19 protein-coding genes are annotated in these 15,942 nt (G+C 63.5%); 12 read left to right on the top strand and 7 right to left on the bottom strand.

From position 1 onward, the window contains the following. Positions 1-81 precede the first annotated feature (81 nt). The 4 genes from OPC11_RS01400 to OPC11_RS01385 all read left to right on the top strand — a co-directional run bounded on the left by OPC11_RS01400 (position 82) and on the right by OPC11_RS01385 (position 4,088). Positions 82-1,014 (top strand): complex I NDUFA9 subunit family protein, encoded by a 933-nt coding sequence (locus tag OPC11_RS01400; RefSeq protein WP_264780793.1) that lies wholly within the window; start codon positions 82-84, stop codon positions 1,012-1,014. A 48-nt stretch (positions 1,015-1,062) separates the two neighbouring features. Beyond that, positions 1,063-1,602 carry a class IV adenylate cyclase gene (gene cyaB, locus OPC11_RS01395; RefSeq protein WP_007980450.1) on the top strand — a complete coding sequence of 180 codons (540 nt, stop codon included), beginning with the start codon at positions 1,063-1,065 and terminating at the stop codon, positions 1,600-1,602. A gap of 65 nt (positions 1,603-1,667) precedes the next feature. Next, complete coding sequence (locus OPC11_RS01390; protein WP_007980443.1) at positions 1,668-2,867, top strand: methionine adenosyltransferase; 1,200 nt, start codon at positions 1,668-1,670, stop codon at positions 2,865-2,867. Positions 2,868-2,918: 51 nt separating this feature from the next. Further along, positions 2,919-4,088, top strand: coding sequence for a tRNA sulfurtransferase (locus OPC11_RS01385; protein WP_264780792.1), 1,170 nt, complete (start codon positions 2,919-2,921; stop codon positions 4,086-4,088). A gap of 431 nt (positions 4,089-4,519) precedes the next feature. On the opposite strand, the gene OPC11_RS01380 is transcribed toward OPC11_RS01385, so the two are convergent. The 3 genes from OPC11_RS01380 to OPC11_RS01370 all read right to left on the bottom strand — a co-directional run bounded on the left by OPC11_RS01380 (position 4,520) and on the right by OPC11_RS01370 (position 5,662). Continuing rightward, positions 4,520-4,675, bottom strand: coding sequence for a hypothetical protein (locus OPC11_RS01380; protein WP_232423720.1), 156 nt, complete (start codon positions 4,673-4,675; stop codon positions 4,520-4,522). 270 nt (positions 4,676-4,945) lie between these two features. Further along, complete coding sequence (locus tag OPC11_RS01375) at positions 4,946-5,134, bottom strand: hypothetical protein (RefSeq protein ID WP_264780791.1); 189 nt, start codon at positions 5,132-5,134, stop codon at positions 4,946-4,948. A gap of 363 nt (positions 5,135-5,497) precedes the next feature. After that, positions 5,498-5,662, bottom strand: coding sequence for an HEWD family protein (locus tag OPC11_RS01370; protein ID WP_007980440.1), 165 nt, complete (start codon positions 5,660-5,662; stop codon positions 5,498-5,500). A gap of 78 nt (positions 5,663-5,740) precedes the next feature. Between OPC11_RS01370 and OPC11_RS01365 the strand changes: the two genes are divergently transcribed. The 4 genes from OPC11_RS01365 (at position 5,741) to OPC11_RS01350 (ending at position 7,890) form a co-directional block, all read left to right on the top strand. After that, entirely contained in the window at positions 5,741-6,358 is a 618-nt protein-coding gene (locus OPC11_RS01365; protein ID WP_264780790.1) for a YbhB/YbcL family Raf kinase inhibitor-like protein, read from the top strand. A gap of 89 nt (positions 6,359-6,447) precedes the next feature. Then, positions 6,448-6,960 carry an N-acetyltransferase gene (locus OPC11_RS01360; RefSeq protein WP_264780789.1) on the top strand — a complete coding sequence of 171 codons (513 nt, stop codon included), beginning with the start codon at positions 6,448-6,450 and terminating at the stop codon, positions 6,958-6,960. 62 nt (positions 6,961-7,022) lie between these two features. Then, entirely contained in the window at positions 7,023-7,346 is a 324-nt protein-coding gene (locus OPC11_RS01355; RefSeq protein WP_264780788.1) for an EthD family reductase, read from the top strand. Between the two features lie 55 nt (positions 7,347-7,401). Continuing rightward, positions 7,402-7,890: a TspO/MBR family protein gene (locus tag OPC11_RS01350; protein ID WP_007980435.1), complete on the top strand. Its 489-nt coding sequence runs from the start codon at positions 7,402-7,404 to the stop codon at positions 7,888-7,890. Between the two features lie 59 nt (positions 7,891-7,949). Here the strand turns inward: OPC11_RS01350 and OPC11_RS01345 are convergent, their stop codons facing one another. Next, complete coding sequence (locus OPC11_RS01345; protein ID WP_264780787.1) at positions 7,950-8,348, bottom strand: YlbF family regulator; 399 nt, start codon at positions 8,346-8,348, stop codon at positions 7,950-7,952. A 110-nt stretch (positions 8,349-8,458) separates the two neighbouring features. Here OPC11_RS01345 and dph2 point away from each other — a divergent pair, with 110 nt between their 5' ends. Next, positions 8,459-9,496, top strand: a complete 1,038-nt coding sequence (gene dph2, locus OPC11_RS01340) for a diphthamide biosynthesis enzyme Dph2 (protein WP_007980433.1) — start codon at positions 8,459-8,461, stop codon at positions 9,494-9,496. Between the two features lie 35 nt (positions 9,497-9,531). Continuing rightward, a complete protein-coding gene (locus OPC11_RS01335; protein ID WP_264780786.1) occupies positions 9,532-10,797 on the top strand; it encodes a hypothetical protein in 1,266 nt (421 codons plus the stop codon). Between the two features lie 297 nt (positions 10,798-11,094). On the opposite strand, the gene OPC11_RS01330 is transcribed toward OPC11_RS01335, so the two are convergent. Together OPC11_RS01330 and OPC11_RS01325 are read right to left on the bottom strand one after the other, a co-directional pair. Next, positions 11,095-12,003, bottom strand: coding sequence for a DUF726 domain-containing protein (locus OPC11_RS01330; RefSeq protein ID WP_007980431.1), 909 nt, complete (start codon positions 12,001-12,003; stop codon positions 11,095-11,097). A gap of 92 nt (positions 12,004-12,095) precedes the next feature. Next, on the bottom strand, positions 12,096-13,046 hold the full coding sequence (locus OPC11_RS01325; protein ID WP_264780785.1) for a hypothetical protein: 951 nt from the start codon (positions 13,044-13,046) through the stop codon (positions 12,096-12,098). Between the two features lie 126 nt (positions 13,047-13,172). Between OPC11_RS01325 and OPC11_RS01320 the strand changes: the two genes are divergently transcribed. Continuing rightward, positions 13,173-13,565: a hypothetical protein gene (locus OPC11_RS01320; protein WP_264780784.1), complete on the top strand. Its 393-nt coding sequence runs from the start codon at positions 13,173-13,175 to the stop codon at positions 13,563-13,565. Positions 13,566-13,630: 65 nt separating this feature from the next. Then, positions 13,631-14,251 carry an METTL5 family protein gene (locus OPC11_RS01315; protein ID WP_007980426.1) on the top strand — a complete coding sequence of 207 codons (621 nt, stop codon included), beginning with the start codon at positions 13,631-13,633 and terminating at the stop codon, positions 14,249-14,251. Between the two features lie 17 nt (positions 14,252-14,268). On the opposite strand, the gene OPC11_RS01310 is transcribed toward OPC11_RS01315, so the two are convergent. Continuing rightward, entirely contained in the window at positions 14,269-15,903 is a 1,635-nt protein-coding gene (locus OPC11_RS01310) for a rhomboid family intramembrane serine protease (protein WP_264780783.1), read from the bottom strand. Positions 15,904-15,942: the final 39 nt, after the last annotated feature.

Here is a 15,942-nt window from a genome sequence, read left to right as displayed (position 1 = left end):
CGACCTCCGCGTTCGCAAACGACGACCCGTGTCGAACACGTCAGGGAGTGTCGTCAAGGCCCTGACCGACGAAGGGGTAGTATGCGAGTACTCATCGTCGGCGGCAGCGGGTTCGTCGGAACGGCGCTCACGGAGGAACTGCACGGGCGGGGACACGACGTGACGGTACTTTCGCGCTCGCCGCGGGATTCGGACCTTCCGGCCGGAGTCGAGACGGTCTCGGGCGACGTGACCGACTACGAAAGCATCGAAGGCGCGTTTTCGGGCCGTGACGCCGTGGTCAACCTCGTCGCGCTCTCGCCGCTGTTCAAGCCGCCGAGCGGCGCGAGCCACGAGTCGGTCCACCTCGGTGGGACGGAAAACGTCGTTCGGGCGGCCGAAGAGCACGGCGTCCCGAAACTCGTCCAGATGAGCGCGTTGGGTGCCGACCCGGGCGGAACGACCGCCTACATCCGGGCGAAGGGCGAAGCCGAGGAAGTCGTCCGCGACTCGTCGCTGGAGTGGGTCATCGTGCGTCCGTCGGTCGTCTTCGGCGACGGCGGCGAGTTCGTCTCGTTCACGAAGGTGCTCACCACGCCGTACGTGACGGGACTGCCGGGGGGCGGGAAGACGCGGTTCCAGCCGATTTGGGTGGGCGACCTCGCGCCGATACTGGCCGACTGCGTGGAGGACGACGCCCGCCTCGGACGCGCATACGACCTCGGCGGGCCCGAGGTGCTCACCCTCGCCGACGTGGCGAAACTCGCCTATCGCGCCGACGGGAAGTCGGTCGCCGTCCTGCCGATTCCGATGCCGCTCGCCGGAATCGGGCTGACGGTCGCGGACGCGATTCCGTTCGTTCCCATGGGTTCGGACCAGTATCGGTCGCTGAAGTTCGACAACACGGTGTCGGAAAACGACGTTCGGGCGTTCGACCGCGAGGCGAGCGACTTGCGAACCCTCGCCGATTATCTCGGCGTCGCTGGTGGAGCGAACGGAGCGGAACGGGACACGGCAGCGACGCGAACGGCGTGATTTCGCCGACACGGTGTGCTTTTGACTCCCGCCCCCTTCGTCCCGAGCATGTACGAAGTCGAAGTGAAGGTCCGGGCCGACCACGAGACGGTCCGGGAACGCCTTCACGAACTCGACGCCCGCTCGCTCGGCACGGTGACGCAGGAGGATTTCTACTACGACGCTCCCCACCGTGACTTCGCGGAGACCGACGAAGCGCTCCGCATCCGGCGGGAGGCGGACGACGACGACGCGGTGGAGGTCGTGACCTACAAGGGGCCGTTGGTCGAGCAGGAATCGAAGACGCGCAAGGAACACGAGACCGTGGTCGGCGACGGGGAAACCGTGGACCAACTGCTCTCGGCGCTCGGGTTCGAATCGGCGGCGACCGTCCACAAGGAACGCGAACGCTACGAACTGGATAGCTACGTCGTCAGCCTCGACGTCGTGACGGGGCTCGGCGAGTTCGTCGAGGTCGAAACCGAGACGAACGAAGCGGGTGTCGAATCCGCCCGCGTGGGTGCTTACGAGGTCCTTCACGAACTCGGTCTCGACCCCGACGACCAGATACGAACGTCGTATCTCGGATTGCTGCTCGAAGATGAGTAACGGTAATACCTGTGGTCGAAAGCGTTTCCGCAAGTTATAGAATCCGTGACTGCGAATCCGATATAATGACCGAGCGGAACATTCAGGTGGAACCTATCGACCGTCGGGCGGTCGAAGATCAGGACATCGAAATCGTCGAACGAAAGGGAATCGGCCACCCCGACTCCATCTGTGACGGTATCGCGGAAGCGGTCTCTAGCGCGCTCTCGCAGACGTATCTCGACCGCGTGGGCAAAGTCCTCCACTACAACACGGACGAGGCGCAACTCGTCGCCGGGAGTTCGAACCCGCGGTTCGGCGGCGGCGAACTCGTCGAACCCATCTACATCCTCATCGTCGGCCGCGCGACAAAGGAATACGAAGGAACGAAAATCCCGACCGACACCGTGGCGCTCGACGCCGCGCGCGAGTACCTCCACGAGAACATCCCCGAACTCGACGTCGGCCGTGACGTCATCATCGACGTGAAACTCGGGGAGGGAAGCGGCGACCTCCAAGACGTCTTCTCCGAGGAGGGCGCGACGGTTCCGATGGCGAACGACACGAGTTTCGGCGTCGGCCACGCCCCCCTCTCCGAAACCGAACAAATCGTGCTGAACGCCGAACGACGGCTCAACGGCGAGTTCGCGGCGGACAACCCCGCGCTCGGCCCCGACGTGAAAATCATGGGCAAGCGCGAGCGCGACACCATCGACGTGACCGTCGCCGCCGCGATGGTGGACAAATACGTCGAAAACCGCGAGGAGTACGACGCGATGGTCGAGGCGGTCCGCGATTACACCCATCAGGTCGCGTGCGAGTACACCGACCGCGAGGTGAACGTCTACGTCAACACCGCCGACGACGACGAGAGCATCTACCTCACGACGACCGGCACCAGCGCTGAGATGGGCGACGACGGCTCCGTCGGCCGCGGTAACCGCGCGAACGGTCTCATCACGCCGAACCGCTCGATGAGCATGGAAGCCACGAGCGGCAAGAACCCCGTCAACCACATCGGGAAGATTTACAACCTGCTGAGCACGGAAATTGCCGAAACCGTCGTCGCCGAAGTGGACGGCATCCGCGACATGCGGGTTCGCCTCCTCTCGCAAATCGGCCGCCCCATCGACGAACCGCACGTGGCGGACGCCCACGTCGTCACCGAGGAAGGCGTCGAACTGAGCGACATCGAACCCGAAATCGTGGACATCGTGGACGAGGAACTGGCGGACGTATCGAGCATCACGAAGCGGGCCATCGACGGCGACGTGACGACCTTCTAATACCGGCACGCCTTCGACAGTCGTTTATCTCGCCGCTTGTTATGCCCGGCTATGCATCCGTCGGGAGCCGATACCGTCCTCGTCCGGCACGGCGACGTGGGCGTGAAAAGCGGGAAAGTGCAGACCGAGATGGAGCGACGGCTCCGCGACAACATCGCCGCGATACTCGCGGACCGCGGTATCGACGCCGAGGTCGAACGCCGCTGGTCGCGCCTCCTCGTCCACGCGACCGAGGAGAACGTCGAGGAAGCGACGACCGCGGCGGCCGACACCTTCGGCGTCCAGTCCGCGAGCGCCGCCGCCGTCGTCTCGCCGGAACAGGCGGTCATCGAGGAGACGCTGGCCGACGCCGCCCGCGAGCACTACCACGAGGGGACTTTCGCCGTACGCGCCCGGCGCTCCTCGAAGGACCATCCGTTCACCAGCGCGGAACTCGAACGCGAGGGCGGTACCGCCGTCTGGAACGCCGTCGAGAACCCCGAGGTCGACTTGGACGACCCCGACATCACCTTCTCCGTCGAGGTGCGCGACGACGAGGCCTTCGTCTTCCTCGAAAAACGCGACGGGCCGGGCGGACTCCCGCTCGGCACCCAGACGAAACTCGTTTCGCTCGTCAGCGGCGGCATCGACTCCCCCGTCGCCACGTGGGAGGTCATGAAGCGCGGCAGTCCCGTGATCCCCGTCTACCTGGATTTGGGTGACTACGGCGGTATCGACCACCGTGCCCGCGCCGTCGAAACGGTTCGCAAACTCGCCAAATACGCCCCCGAACAGGACATGCGCGTCCGGAAGGTCCCGGCGGGCGAGGCGATGACACTCCTCGGCGAGGAGGTCGGTCCCGCCCGAATGCTCGTCTTCCGCCGGTTCATGTACCGCGTCGCCGAGCACATCGCCCGCGAGGAGTCCGCCCACGGCATCGTCACCGGCGAAGCCATCGGGCAGAAGTCCAGCCAGACCGCGCGGAATCTCGGCGTGGTCGGTACGGCCACGACCATGCCCATCCATCGCCCCCTCCTCACGATGGACAAGAGCGACATCGTGGCCCGCGCCCGCCGCATCGACACCTACACCGACTCCACGATTCCCGCTGGCTGTAACCGCCTCGCACCCGACTACCCCGAAACCAACGCCACCCACGAAATCGCCCAGAACGCCGAACCCGACGGCCTGTTCGAACTGGCTAAAGCGGCCGCCGAAAACGTCGAACTCATCGACCTCTGACCGGCGAACGCGAAGCGAGAAGCGGTTACTTCGATTTACCAGTTTTCTCCGTCGTAGTTCAGTCGAGACGGACGTGCCGAAATTCTCGAACACCCCCGCCACGCTCGCTACGAGATGAGTTTACTTGCGAGGATGCTCCGAGTGGAGCAACAGTGAACTTGACTCCGAAAGCCCCCGCCCGCTCGCGGTCGCTCAGCCGACATATCGCGGACCTCTCCGCACCGCTTGGTCCGCGATAGTGGCCGCCGAGCCGACCATGCAAGCGCGAGCGTGCGGCCCCTTTCAATCCCACCCAGCACCGCACCGCGACAGCCACACCCTCCCCAACCGATTCACTCCACTTCGTTTCGTTCATCCCTCGCGTGATAACCAAGCAACCCCTCGGACGGAGCGTCCTCGGGGTTGTTGGTGCACGCGCCCGAAGAATCGATTCAGTTCCACGCAACTCGGCGTTCCATCGTGGCGCGCGCTGGCGGGACGACGTGGCCATCCTCGGCCGCGTCGTCCCGCTGAAGCGTGCGAGGGATGAGACTTGCGAGACGCGTCGCGTCTCGCTGACCTGCGGCCGTGGCCCGCAGGTACCGCAACGAAGTTCTCGTGAGCGGAGCGAGCGAGAGCACGAAAGAGCGTGCTCTTTCGGAGTGAGGAACGCGATCGGTTGGGGAGGGTGTGGCTGTTGCGGTGCGGTCGCGGTTTCATCGACGTCTGTAGTTGCAGTCATAGAAAACCAACGCCACCCCGACGCGAACAGACGGAAGCGTTCGAGGTTCGCTCTACACCGATATCGGTGATGTCGAACGGAGACAGTCTTGTTCGTAGCGAATCTGTTCAAAAAAATTCCCGCAATCCCTATCCAACTAACACACGTACCCAGTGCGCCAGCGTTCGACCGAAGCGCTGTGCATGGGGATGTCGTGTTCCTCGAACAAATCGTGAATGTCGAGTAGCAACTCTTCACTCACGTCCTCGGGGGACACCGCGCCGAGGCGGAGCAGCGTCTGTTCGGTGGCGATACGTTTTTCCGAAGAAGGTTCGTTGTCAGACATGCTTTGGGTAAGCGCCTGAAGCAAACGGGGTCAGTGTTCCAGCACTGGCCTTTCGGCGAGTACCCCGATTTGCTTCGTCCGACATATCAAATTCTGACGAGTTAATTCTATTGGTTCGGTAGGATGTGGAAGGTGTCGCGGCCGAACGCAACCGTACGACTGGTCTTCTCTCTAGCCGTCGAACTGTCATCAACCTAGCCGCCAAACCATCCCAACCTAGTGTCGAACCAGTCACGCGCTAGGGGGGCGAGTCACCACTCGCTAGTGGTCGAATCATCGGACGAATCCCATCCCTGTCAAATCCCATTTCGGTCAAATTCCATCCAACTCCCTCTCTTCTCCCGCTTTTCTTCGACTTCCGATTCAATTCCGAATCGGGTTATGCGAGCCGTTGATGTCCCACTCGTGGATGCAGAAAGGTCTGCCTTCCTCGCCAGCGATTCGCCAGTTGTGCGTCGAATCGTCCCACGAATCCTCGCGTCCGCACTCGACGCACTGCCGTCGTTCGGGTCGGTTGAGTTCCGCCATCGACCCGAGGGAAGGACGCCCACGCACTTAAACCGACGGCAACAGGGCATTTTACCGCGCGCCGCGAAATACCACGCAATGCTCCGACGACGAACCGTCCTCGTGGGATTGGGTGGGGGAGGCGTCGCCCTGGCGGGGTGTGCTGGCGTTCGCCGCGACGGAGATGGCCGGGGCGACCGCCCGACGGGAACGGAATCGACGCAAACGACCGAACGGAGTCACACCATGACCGAATTCACGACACCCGCGTTCGAGGACGGTGCCAGCGTTCCGACCGAGTTCACCTGCAGCGGCAGGGACGTCTCGCCGCCGCTCGAAATCGAGTCGGTCCCGGACGACGCGAAATCGCTCGCAATCGTCGTGGACGACCCGGACGCACCGAGCGGGACGTTCACCCACTGGTTGCTGTGGAACCTCCCGCCGGGAACGACGACGGTACCGAAAAACGTGCCACAGCGGCGGACGGTCGGGTCGCTCGACGGCGCACGGCAGGGAACAAACGGGTTCGGCGAAATCGGCTATCGCGGTCCCTGCCCGCCGAAGGGCGACGGGCCGCACACCTACCGGTTCACGCTGTACCTCCTCGAACGCGAACTACAACTCGACGCGGGAGCGAAACGGGCCGCGCTGTTCGGCGCGATGGACGGGAATCGACTCGGCCGGGCGCGGTTCACGGCGGCGTTCGGGCGACGCTAACGGGCGACCGTCGAAGCCAGCCGTCGTCCGTGACCCGCCATCGTCCGTGTCCCGAAATCGATTTCACACCACGGTCTGTACGGAGCACGATGCACGAATTCGACGTGGAGACGGCGGGACCAACCGATACAACGGCAATTCGTGATGTCGTCACCGCCGCATTCGAGCGGGACGACGAGGCAATTCTCGTCGATGCGCTCCGCGAATCGCCCGCGTACCGCCCGGACCTGTCGTTCGTTGCGCGTCACGACGGCGACGTCATCGGTCACGTCATGTTCACAGAAGTCGCCCTTAGCGACCGCGAAACGGCGGAACTCGTTCTCGCTCCGCTTTCGGTTTCCCCCGAGCACCAGCGTTCGGGCGTCGGAAGCCGACTCGTCCGAGTCGGTCTCGACGCGGCACGGGATGCGGGCTACGAACTCGTCTTTCTCCACGGCGACCCCGATTACTACGGGCGGTTCGGGTTCACGTCCGCCGTCGATGCCGGATTCGAGAACCCGTTCGACATGCCCGACGAGGCGTTTCAGGTGTACGCCCTTTCCGAGGACAGCCTCGCGGACGTCGGCGGTGCGCTCACCTATCCGGCCCCGTTTCGGGAGTGAAAACTGAATTTCCGTGGGGCAGTCGATACAACGAAGTCGTCGCGGAACCGACTTCGGGTACCATGATGAAGATGGTCGATCTGCTGGTGCGCAAGGACGGCACGACCCACGAGGAGTTCGAGGAGTACTGGCTCGAAGAGCACTCCGAACTCGCCAAGGAACTGCCCGGCCTGAGGAAGTACGTCACCTCCGTCTCGAAGGACCCCGAGAAGGCGGGCTACGACGGCGTGCTCGAACTCTACTTCGACTCGACCGCCGACATGAAGGCCGCCTTCGACTCCGAGAAGGGAACGGAGGTCATGGCCGACGCCGCCGAGTTCATCGACACGGAACAGGGACCGACGCTCATCCTCGACGAGACGGTCCAGTTGGACGACCTCGACTAGTCGAACCCACGTAGTTCGGCGAAAGGAACACCCTTTTTCGTGTCGTAGCGACCCCATGGAGATAGCACAGCGTTCGTCGTTCTCGCTCCGCGACGTGCCCGCCCTGCTCGTCTGTATCGTCGTCTGTGAACTGGCGGGGATCATCCCGTCGTTTCTGACCGCGAACGACGTGGCGACGTGGTACACGACCCTGCAAAAGCCCGCCTTCACGCCGCCGAGTTGGGTGTTCGGCCCGGTCTGGACGACGCTCTACCTGTTGATGGGTATTGCGCTCTATCTGGTCTGGCGACGGGGGGACAACCGGTTCGCGCTCGCGGTTTTCGCGGTGCAACTCGTCCTTAACGCCGGTTGGACGCTCGTCTTCTTCGGCATGCGCTGGCCCGCTGGCGGACTCGCGGTCATCCTCGCGCTCCTCGCCGCCATCGTCGCAACGATGGTTGCCTTCGCCAGAATCGACCGACGGGCGACCCTCCTGCTCGTGCCGTACCTCTGCTGGGTCGCCTTCGCCACCCTGTTGAACTACGAACTCTGGCGGCTGAACTGAGTGCCGTCGCTCGCCGTGAATGCGTCGCAGGAGCAGAAAACGGGGATGCGGGTGTCCGACTACTCGTCCTGACAGCAACCGCCAGCCTGCTGGCCGAAATCGACGGCGAGCGGCTCGGAGACGGCGCGGTTCAAGTCCTCCAGTCGCGCCGTGAGTTCGTCCTGTGCGTCGAGATACTCCGCCATGACCGGCAGGGAGTGAAGTTCCTGCTGGGCCTTCTGGACCTCCGCCACGTCGTCTTGGGTCGCCTCGCCCGTCTGTCGCGCGAGCATGAACTCCTGTCGGAGCTGTTCGAACTCCTTGATCCGCTCCTGTGCCTTCTCGTCGGCTTCGACGGCCGCCTTCGTCTCCTCGAATCGCTGGTAGACGGGGCTTTCCACGATCGCCTCACCGAGTTCCGTCGCCAGCCGTTCGATATCGGACTGCTCCGCGGTCTCCGTCGTCGTGTCGACGCTCATGTCTCGGGATTCGGGCTGAAGGACTTTAGGCCTGCCGAATCCCGAAATCGAGCAGATCGGGAAAACCGAGAACGCCGAGGTTAAAAGTTCTCGCCCGCAATGAGGGGATAATGAGCAACGAAAGCGAGTACAGCGAGGGGGACCTCAGGAACACGGGGATGTCCCTCAAGCACGACCGGGAGTGGGACTACGAACTCGACCGCATCATCGAAGCGGTCGAGGAGCGCGACGCCGACAAGGTGGGGTTGCAGTTCCCCGAGGGACTCAAACGCCGCGGCCCGCAGGTGGCGGACGACCTGCGCGAACTGCTCCCCGACGACGTGACGATTCTCCTCTCCGGCCAGCCGTGCTACGGAGCCTGTGACTTGGACACCTACCTGATGAAGCGAACCGACGTGTTCGTCCACTTCGGCCACTCGCCGATGAAGAACACGGACAAGGTCATCTACGTTCCGCTGTTTTCCAACGTCGATGTCTTCCCCATCATGGAAGAATCGCTGGAGGAACTCGAAGTCGGCGACGTCGGCCTCGTGACGACCGCCCAGCACATGAACCACTTCGAGAAGATGCGCGAGTGGTTGGAAGAGCGCGGGTTCGACGTACACACCCGACGCGGCGACGACCGACTGACACACGAGGGGCAGGTCTTGGGATGTAACTACGCTTCGGCGGACATCGACGCCGACCAAGTGCTCTACGTCGGCGGCGGGAAGTTCCACCCGCTCGGCTTGGCGATGGAGCACCCCGATAAGACCGTCGTCATCGCCGACCCCGTGAACAACGTCGTCACCGTGGCGGACACCGAAAAGTTCCTCAAACAGCGCTACGGCGCGGTCCACCGCGCGATGGACGCCGAGAAGTGGGGCGTCATCTTCTGCACCAAAATCGGGCAGGGCCGCTGGGACGTCGCACAGGACATCCTCGACGAAAACGAGAACGCCTACCTCATCACGATGGACGAGGTGACGCCCGACCGACTGCGAAACTTCGACATGGACGCCTTCGTCAACACCGGCTGTCCGCGCATCACCACCGACGACGGCCCGCGCTTCCACAAACCCATGCTCACGCCCGGCGAGTACGAAATCGCCGTCGGCAACGAGCCGCTGGACTCCCTCGAATTCGACACCTTCCACGGCACGTGGTAGGAAAATTTTTGTAGCTATCGTTTCCTTTCTCTATCATGTCCCCTCGCCCGGATAGCCCTCTCTCCCGCAGACGAGTTCTCCTCGCCGGAGGGTCGGTCCTCGGCCTCGGTTCGGCTTCATTCGTCACCAATACCATGCCCGCACCGGTCGTGGACGCGCGGACGAAACACGTCGGAATCCCGTCCATCCCGCCGCGAATCGAGATTCCCGCGAGTCACGTCCGAGTCGCAAAGGCACACGCACAGCGGATAATCGACGAGGCGAAAACGGAGTGGAAACGGGCCGACAAATCCGCGTTGAAGGAGTTCGACCGGGACTATCTGAACGATTTACCGGACCGATCACGAGCCACGATAGACGACATTCAGGATGGTTCCGGAACGCCACAAACCCTCGAACGGTGCCAATGGGCGGCGAGCACCGCGGCCAAAACGCTCGGAACGGCACAGTATCTGAACGACGAGTACACGGAGAAAAATCCGAAACGGTCACAGACGAAACTCGAACGCGAAATCGACTCGTTTCGAACGAACATCGAGTACGAGTGTGACGACCCGAACGACTTCCTCGTTCACGTCGGACGGGTCGAACGGCACACACAGCAGGCCGCGTCCTTTCTCGACCTCGATTCGCCGCCCGAAGACGCGATGGAGGCGGGAAAATCGCTCAGAGATATCGAATCGGCACGACGGGATTTTGATGATGGCAGACGCCTCTACGAGCGGTATCGTGGCGGTCTGAAGGATCCGAACCCGTTCGGAGACACACTCGCACGGAATCGAACGCATCTCGAACAGCAGGCGGAGGAACTTCGCTCGAAAGGGGACGACAATGCGGACGACGACCTGCCGAAAAGCCCGTATCGGCGACTTCGGGGTCGCATTTACACGCACGGATGGTTCTACGGCCGAAGTACCCTCTGGGACGCAACACGGTACCGGGAAGGCGGATACGAAGTGCTTTCGGCCACGACGACCGCCGACGCACTCCAGCACTTTCTCGCGTGGCGAGACGCGAAACGACGTGTCGATATCCCGGAAGAATCGGGCGAAATCGGTTCGAAACGCGTCTTCCGAGCGAAGAAACTGGCGGTGTCCGAACTCCGCACAGCGCTATCGAAAACCGACGACGGGTCGTTCGCTCGCATCCTTCTCGATACAGCACACGGTCTCATCGATTCGGGCGACAGCACGGTCGATGACGAGGATTTCCCCCACGCCGAAGCCTACGGCCGGTATCTGCTCGGGTGGGCGTATTCGAAGCACGCCGCGAACACCGCCGAACGGCTCATTCGGCGGTAAATTCACGAGATCTAGTCAACGCTTACATTGGCTGGCTCTCGTTCGTTCCTCCGTCACTCACGAGAACTCCGGTTCGCTATGCTCACTGGAACTGCGCGCGAGCAAAGCTCCCGCTGGCTCTCGTTCGTTCCTCCGTCACTCACGAGAACCGCGAAAAAGCTCCGCTTTTTCTGGCATTCGCTCGTTTCACTCACGAAAACTCCGTCGGAACGAGTTCCGACGTGCTCTCGTTCGTTCCTCCGTCACTCACGAGAACTCCGTCAGAGCAAAGCTCTGACTTGCTTCAGTTCACGATGCTCACTGAAACTCCCCAACAACGTCAGCCATACACCCGTCGCCGGGTTCGTGGTACGAGAAGTGGTCGGGGACGTAATCGACGTTGTGGTCCTCGTAGTTCGCGGGCGGCGTCCCCTCACAGCCCTCCTCGCCGACGGCGGCGTCGAATTCGCCGGTCGAGTACGCCCAGTTGAGCACGTTGTCGTCCGATTTCCAGAAATTGTCGAACTGTTCGACGACGTTGGCGATGGCGGGACCGTATTCGCCATCGACCGCCACGGCATCGTTGTCGGCGGCACCGCCGAGCAGGGTAGCCGACGCGACGTAATCGCGGTAGCCGAGCGAGTCCAACGCTTTGATGGTCGCCGGAACGACCCGCCCGCCGAGCGAGTGGCCGATGAGGCGCACGTCGGCACCGGTCCGGGCGCGGTAGTCGGTGATGAAATTGGCCAGTTTCGCGCCGTTTCGCTCCGCGATGTCCGTCGCGGGCCACCACTGGTCGAGGCGGGTGTCCGAGTCGTAGCTGAACCCGATAATGGGGTGGGTGTAACCGTTGTTCCGAAGCGAGGTCTTGACCGTCTCGAAGTGGTCCGGAGCCTCGTCCGATGCGACCAACCATCCGTGGACCGAGATGACCACCTCGTCGGGGGTCGCGCTTCCGTAGCCGGGGATGTCTCCCACGGTGTCGTAATCCCACTTCGTGTGCCCGTCCGTTAACTCCTCCTCGTACAGCCAGTTGATGTCGAAGTGACCGCGCGTCGTCGCACGGGGGAAGTCCGCTGGGCCGGTGATGTCTCCGTCGTCGCCCTCGAACCCGGCGACGCTTCCGGTGAACCCGGCCAACCCGACCGCCGCGGTGGCGGTCCCTTTCAGCATCGTTCGACGGCTCATTCCGGTCCGTCCGTTTGTATCGTCCGTGTCGCGTGGCATGAATACACATACCTAATCGGCGAATTTAATTCTATCGTAAATATTATTATATTTTATCGGATAGAGGAGTTCACTTTCTCGGCTTCGCGTTCTCACCCGTCTACTGGTGTGATTCTGTATGTCTCGCCCTCGTACTCGATGACCCCCGTGTCGGTGGAGAACGGGCCGGTCTGTTCAGTGTCGAGACGAACCCTTTCGACGCCCGATTCGAACGACGCGAGGAGGTTGCGAAGCGCGGGGAGACGGACGGCCTCCTCGGGCAGCACGCGCCGCGGGTCCTCCGCTTCCGACTCGTCGATGCGCGTGGCGACGAACGTTTCCCCGCCGTCTCCCTGCCGGACGCGTTTCTCGTCGCCGTTCCGTCCGACCACTTCGAGGTCGGCGGTCGGCGCGAGTTCGAGGTCGTCACCGTTCAGTTCGAACCGGGCGGCGACGCCGATTGCGTTCTCGTAGCCTCCCTTTTGGAACCACCCGTCGATACCGAAGGCGTAGGTGCCGCCGCCGAGTCCCACGAGCGCGATGTCGTCGGTTCCCTGTGAACGGGCGCTCGCGGCATCGAGGTCGGTGTTGTCGATGGTGAGAGTCCACGTGTGCGAATCGCCCGATTCGAGCATCATCGCGGGTTCGGGGACGATTTGGGGCGCGATGTGGAACCACTCGCCGTCCACGTGCTTCGATACGGACCACCCGTAGTAGTTCGTCGTGAACGTCGCCCCCGTCTCGTTTCGGAGGGTGAACGAAACCGTCGCTTTCGGAAGGTCCACCCGCGTTTTCGACGGTACCATCTGCAACGTCGTCCCGTCGTCGGCGTCCACGGAGCAGACGACCCGCGACTCGCCGAACGACGGACAGTGGTTTTCGGCCGGGATTTCGAGGGTCGGCGAGGCGGGTGTTCCGGTGGAGGTGTTCGGCTGCTCGGTGGTCGTGGTCGTTCCGTTCGTCGCGTTCGACGCGGCGGGGTCCGACCCGCCGGGTGTCGATTCGGAGAGACACCCGGCGAGGAGGACGGACCCGACGCACGCGAGGGCACGTCGTCGGTTCATGGCATCACATCTCCCCTCGTTCAGTAAGTACTTTCAGGTGACTGAAACGGTCGTTTGACCCATATTCAATTACTACTGGACATACACAAACCTTTTTGTATTCCCAGTAGGTATTGTGTGGTAGCCATGAGCGCCACTCGTCCCTCGACCATCGAAACCGCCATCGAACGCTGCCGACCCGCGGACAAGACCCCCGTAACGCTCGACGCGGCCGCGCTTCCGTCAGGACGCGACGACCTGCGCGACCTCCAAGCCGAACTCGCCGCGAAGGAGTACGTCCCCGCCGAAGTGACGGTGGATGCCTGCTTCGACGCCGACTGTTCGTTCGCCACGCAGGACGAAGCGGACCGCATCCGCGAGTACATTCGAACCGCTTCGTTCCTCGGCGCGGGAACCGTCACCGTCGAGTTCGACACCGTGGCAGACGAATCGAAGGTCCGTCCGTCCCTCGCCGCGCTGAAGGAGCGCGCCCGCCGCGAGGGCGTCACGCTCGAACTGGACGGCCCGCTGACACTGTAATTCGACCCTCGACCCTCGCATTCCGAATCCTGCTTCTTACGTCACCCCGTCGCGTTCGCCCGACCATGGGGAAACGCGCGCTGGAACGACGCCTCTCCGCCGTCACCGAGTTCGAGGACCCGCGGGTCGAGTTGGAACAGTACCCGACACCGGCGGACCTCGCGGCTCACCTCGTCCACCTCGCCGACGTGCACGGCGACATTGCGGGCGAAACCGTCGTCGACCTCGGAACGGGCACCGGCATGCTCGCCATCGGCGCGGCGACGCGCTCGCCCGTCCGCGTCGTCGGACTCGACCGCGACCCGGCGGCGTTGCGCCAAGCGACGGAGAACGAACGTCGGGTGGAACCTGCCCGTTCCATCGACTGGATGCTCGGCGACGCGACTGACGCACCGCTGTGTCCCGACGACCCCGTGACCGTCCTGATGAACCCGCCGTTCGGGGCACAACGGGGCAACGAACACGCGGACAGGGAGTTTCTCGAAACGACCGCCGCCGTCGCCGACGTGTCCTACTCGATTCACAACGAGGGGAGCATGGCGTTCGTCGAGTCGTTCGCTGCCGACGCGGACGCCGCGGTGACGCACGCCTTCCGCGCCGAGCTACCGCTCTCGCGGCAGTTCGAGTTCCAGCGAAGCGACCGAACGGTTCTCGACGCCGAGGTCTTCAGAATCGAGTGGCGATAGTTTCCGTATCGGTGGCGCTATTTTCGGTACTGTTCCTTCGCGGCGACTTGAACCCGCGTGTCGTTGATGGACGCCATGATGCGGCGTTTCTCGCGGGTGAACCGGATGCCGTCCACCGTGACCGTCGCGTTCCGCGTCGGCATCGGCGCGGTGCCGACGGTGGTGTTGTTCCGCGAGAGTCGAAGCGCGAACCGTCCCTTTTGCGCGACGATGGAGACGTTGTTCCCGGCGAGGACGGGACTCGCGGTCGCCGGTCCCGACGAGAAGGCGCGTTTCCACTGGCCGTCCGCCGGGCGAAGCCACACCTGATACGCCGTCCCGCCGCCGGTGGCGCTCCAGCCGGTGCGCTTTATCCGCACCGCCTTCGACCAGCCGACGCCGCCGACCCTAACCGTCGCTCCGCCGGAGTACGCGAGTTGTCCCTTCGACACCTCCCGCGACCATATCTCCCGGTCCGGGTTGACGACGATGACGCCGCTCGTGTTCACTTGCGTCGTCTCGCCGCCGACCGACACGTCCACGACGGACACCTTCTGATTCGGTACGTCCTCGGCGTACGTCACCGTGTATCCCCGCACCGACACGCCGGAGAGCGCGTTCTGACCGCCGTGTTGAACCGACGTGAGGTTGATGGGCACGGCGACGCCCGCCATGGCGATGAGCGGAATCAACAGCAGAACCGCCCCTACCTGTCGAGTCTTCGGGGAGAACGCGTTTCGGTCGGTCGTGCGGACGGCGAGCGCGACCAGCGTCGCCAGCGCGAGTACGAAGATGACGCCGAGGCCGCGAAAGAGAACGAACGTCTCCATCCCGCGGTACCACCACAACGCCCACAGCGACGACGAGACGAGGACGATGACGCCGCCCGCCCACGTCCTGAGCGCGCTCGGCCGGACGTCACGCGTTCGGAGGAGGTAGACGCCCGCGACCGCGCCGAGGAAAAATCCCAACGTGTGGCCCTGCACGGCGATGCCGAACCACCACGGGCGCGAGAAGTGCGTCGTCGCTTCGCCGATGGTTTGGGGACTCCGAAACGCCACGTACAGCGTCTGAATCACGTCTTGGGCGGAGAGGGCGACGACTGTTCCGAGCGGGTAGCGAACGAGGGCGAACCCGGCGAAGGCGAAGAAGACGCCGGAAAACCCGATGACCGGTCCCCACGAAAACAGGCCCGTACAGAGCGCGATGACGACGACGCCGAGGGGAAACAACACGAACGCCCTCACCCACGGGTTCGTTCGCCACGAGGAAAACGAGGTCTCGCCCCGCTCCGGGGGGTAGTGTCCGAAGTAGTACTCCGCCAACGGCGCGACGGCGAGCGTGCTGGTCATGTTGCCAAGGAGGTGGCTGGGGCCGACGTGCGAGAACGGCCCGGCGAGCATGCCGAGCGGGTAGAGGTACGACCACGACGCGAACGCCACCGTGACGGGGTTGTACCAGTGGTTCCAGCCGTCCTGTACGAACAGGTACACCGCGACGACGCCCGTGACGCAGACGAGGGTGCCCCACGGGACGCCGAACAACAACCGCCTCCGGAGGACCGTTCCCCACCGTCCACGCGGACGGTCCAATCCCCAGACGATGAGCGCGGATACCAACAGGCCGAGCGACATACCGAGTTGCATCGGCCACCCGTCGAGCGGCGACACCATACCCGGAGTGTGTGACCCCGATACCATAAAACGAACACG

The organism is Haladaptatus sp. T7 (genome assembly GCF_026008575.1).
GTDB lineage: Archaea > Halobacteriota > Halobacteria > Halobacteriales > Haladaptataceae > Haladaptatus > Haladaptatus paucihalophilus.
Note: the sequence above shows the minus strand (reverse complement) of the source record. Positions and strands in the feature narration are given on the sequence as shown.